The organism is Allobosea sp. 01N443 (assembly GCF_056399325.1).
In genome coordinates, this window is sequence record NZ_JBFTRC010000333.1 from 1 (window position 1) to 3,240 (window position 3,240).

Genomic DNA, 3,240 nt, shown 5'->3' on the forward strand with positions numbered 1-3,240 from the left:
GGGCTGACGCGCTGGGCGACCTGCTCGCCGGACTACGCCTACGGCCGCGATACGACCGCCGAATTCGTGATGTATCTCAAGCGTTTCGCGCCCAAGGCCGAGGTCGTCGCGGAATCCTGGCCGAAGATCTTCCAGCCCGACTATACCGAGTCGATCACCAAGCTGCTGCAGGCCAAGCCGCAGGCGCTCTATTCCTGCCTCTGGGGCGGCGACCTGACCTCCTTCATCGACCAGGCCGGCATCTATGCGCTCTTCGCGCAGATGCAGTTCTTCGCGGTCAACATGGCCGATTACACGGCGCTGACCACGGTCAAGAACCTGCCGCCCGGCATCCATTCCGGCAATCGCTACATCAAGACCTTCCCGGCGACGCCCCAGAACGCCGCTTGGGGCGACGCCTATCGCGCGAAATATGGCGAGTACCCGACCAACTGGGCCTGGCAGAACGCCTTGGCGGTCAATTTCCTCGCCGCTGCCGCGAAGAAGGCGAATTCGGCCGACGGCAAGAAGCTGGCCGAGGTCCTGCGCGGCTTGACGATCGAGTCGCCCTTTGGCGCCGAGGGCAAGGTCACGATGCGGGCCGACGACCAGACGCTCGTCGACTATGCCGTCGGCTGGGGCACGACGATCGCCAAGGAGCCCTATGTTCCCGAGATGAAGAGCGTGTCCTGGCAGCGCATCTTCGAGCTCGAGGCCGAGTGGAAGAAGGACAAGGGCTTCGTCTGAAGCCCGTCCTGATCCGTCGGGGTCGACCCGACGCCTGCGTCCCATCAGATCCGGCCGCGCCCTGGCGCGCGGCCCGGCCCATTTCCTCCCGGCGAGCGCGCGATGGACCTCAACGCCCTGACGGACTGCCTGTCCTCGTCATCCTGCCTCGTGACGCAGGCGACGAGCGGCTTCATTATCGGGATGCTGCTCTTCCTCGTCGCGGTCGGGCTGACGCTGATCTTCGGCGTGATGAAGATCGTGAACTTCAGCCATGGCGCCTTCTACATGATCGGCGCCTATCTCGCGATGACGGTGTTCCAGGCGACGCAGAGCTATGCGCTCGCACTGCTCGGTGCCGCGGTCGGGACCTGCCTGATCGGGATCGTCATCGAGCGCTTCTTCATGCAGCGCATCTATGGCGGCAACGTCCTGATGCAGCTGCTCGTCTGCTACGCGCTGGTGCTGATCCTCGACGATCTCGTGCGGATCGTCTGGGGGCCGGAATTCCGCGCCATGGGCATGCCGCCGGCCTTCCAGGTGCCGCCGCTCTTCATCATGGGCGGGGTCGTTCCGCCCTTCTATCTGTTCCTGATCGCCGCGGCGCTGCTGATGGCGGGGGTGCTCGGCCTGGCCATCGCGAAGACGAGGATCGGCAAGACGATCCGTGCGGCTGCTCACAACCCGGCGATGGTCTCCGTGCTGGGCATCAATACCGGCCTGCTCTTCACGGCCCTGTTTGCGCTCGGCTGCCTGCTCGCGGGTCTCGCCGGCGGGCTTGCTGCGCCGGTCCGTTCGCTGACGCCGGGCATGGGCTTCTCGATCCTGATCGAGTCCTTCATCGTCACCGTGATCGGCGGCATGGGCTCGATCATGGGCGCGCTGGTCGGCGCGATCCTGATCGGGCTGATCAGGGCCTTTGGCGCGCTCGGCTTTCCGCTCTTCACCGAGGCTCTGATGTATCTTTGCATGGCGCTCGTCCTCATCGTGAAGCCGACCGGCCTGTTCGGACGCGAGGCGGCCTGAGATGACCCGCCCAGCCCTTCGCGACGCCGCGCTCGCCCTTGCCGGTTTCCTCGTCCTGGCCATCCTGCCGCTCATCACCAGCAGCAGCGCGCTGATCGATTTCGTCATCCGCTGCGCCGCGCTCGGCCTGTTTGCGACCTCGCTCAACCTGCTCGTCGGCTATGGCGGCATGGTCTCCTTCGGCCATGGCCTGTTCTTCGGCATGGGCGCCTACAGCTTCGGCATCCTGATGCAGCGCACCGGCATGCCGATCCCGCTCGCCGTCCTGCTGACGCTCTGCATCTCGGCGCTGGTCGCGCTCGTCGTCGGCGCGATCTGCGTGCGGCTGAAGGAGATCTATTTCGCCTTCGTGACGCTGGCCTTCCAGATGTTGATCCACAGCATGATCATCGCCTGGGTGCCGGTCACCGGTGGCGACCAGGGCCTGCGCGGCGGCATCCCGCGCCCGGCCTTCCTCGGCATCAACCTCTCCGACCAGAAGCAGCTCTATCTGTTCAGCGCCGCGCTGCTGGTGCTCGGGCTCCTGGCGATGCGGCACATCGTGTCCTCGCCCTTCGGCTATGCGCTGCGCATGGTCCGCGACAACGCCACCCGCGCTGGCTTTCTCGGCATCAATGTCTATCGCACGAGGCTGACCGCCTTCGTTCTCGCCGGCGCCTTCGCCAGCCTCGGCGGCGTGATCATGAGTCTGTTCGTCTCGGGCGCCTATCCCGAGTTCGCCTTCTGGACGATGTCGGGCGAGGCCGTCTTCATCGTCATGCTCGGCGGCACGGCAAACTTCCTCGGGCCGCTGGTCGGAACCGGAATCCTGCTGCTGCTGAACGATTTCGTCACGCGCACGGCCGAGCATCACGGGCTCGTGCTCGGCTCGGTCATCCTGCTCTTCGCGCTCGGCCTGCGCAAAGGCCTGCTGGATTTCGTGATGGAATGGCTGGCGGCGCGGCGCACGCGCGGTGCCGCCACGCCTGCTCCCGTCGCAGTGAAGGGGACGTCGACATGACCGAGAAGACCATCGCCGTCGTCACCGGGGGCGCAAGTGGCATCGGCGCCGCCTGCTGCCGCGAACTGGCCAAGCGCGGCGCCCGGATCGTGATCCTAGACCGCGACCTGGCGCTGGCGGAAAGCGTCGCCGCCGAGCTCGGCGGCCACGCCGTCCAGGGCGATGTCGGCGACGAGGAGGGGCTGCGGCGCGTGGCGGCGCGGATCGAGGCCGAGATCGGCCCGGTCGGCATTCTTGTCAACAGCGCCGGCGTGCTGCAGCCGCCCCTGCGGCCGACCGAGCTGCCGATGGCGGTCTGGGACCATGTCATCCATATCGACCAGCGCGGGACCTATCTGGCCTGCGTCGTCTTCGGGGCGGCGATGCTGACGCGTCGCGCCGGCAGCATCGTCAACATCGCCTCGATCACCGGCTCGCGCTCGGTCCCGCTTCACGCCTATGCGCCGGCCAAGGCCGCCGTCATCGCGATCACGCGCGGGCTCGCCGCCGAATGGGGACCAGCCCAGGTC

At 66.9% G+C, this 3,240-nt stretch carries 4 protein-coding genes; all 4 read left to right on the forward strand.

Features of this window, described 5'->3' with window-relative positions; translation table 11 throughout:
• On the forward strand, positions 1 to 726 hold a 726-nt coding region (locus AC1DRP_RS35830), incomplete at its 5' end, for an ABC transporter substrate-binding protein (RefSeq protein WP_476771055.1).
• Between the two features lie 102 nt (positions 727 to 828).
• A complete protein-coding gene (locus AC1DRP_RS35835) occupies positions 829 to 1,731 on the forward strand; it encodes a branched-chain amino acid ABC transporter permease (protein ID WP_113517917.1) in 903 nt (300 codons plus the stop codon).
• 1 nt (position 1,732) lies between these two features.
• A complete protein-coding gene (locus tag AC1DRP_RS35840) occupies positions 1,733 to 2,731 on the forward strand; it encodes a branched-chain amino acid ABC transporter permease (RefSeq protein ID WP_441504524.1) in 999 nt (332 codons plus the stop codon).
• A partial coding sequence (locus AC1DRP_RS35845) for an SDR family NAD(P)-dependent oxidoreductase (protein ID WP_476771056.1) occupies positions 2,728 to 3,240 on the forward strand: 513 nt, incomplete at its 3' end. The genes AC1DRP_RS35840 and AC1DRP_RS35845, both read left to right, overlap by 4 nt.

Bases quoted from the DNA above. Each gene is read 5' to 3' on its own strand.
- AC1DRP_RS35835 (WP_113517917.1), top strand. From the start codon at position 829: ATGGACCTCAACGCCCTGACGGACTGCCTGTCCTCGTCATCCTGCCTC.
- AC1DRP_RS35840 (WP_441504524.1), top strand. From the start codon at position 1,733: ATGACCCGCCCAGCCCTTCGCGACGCCGCGCTCGCCCTTGCCGGTTTC.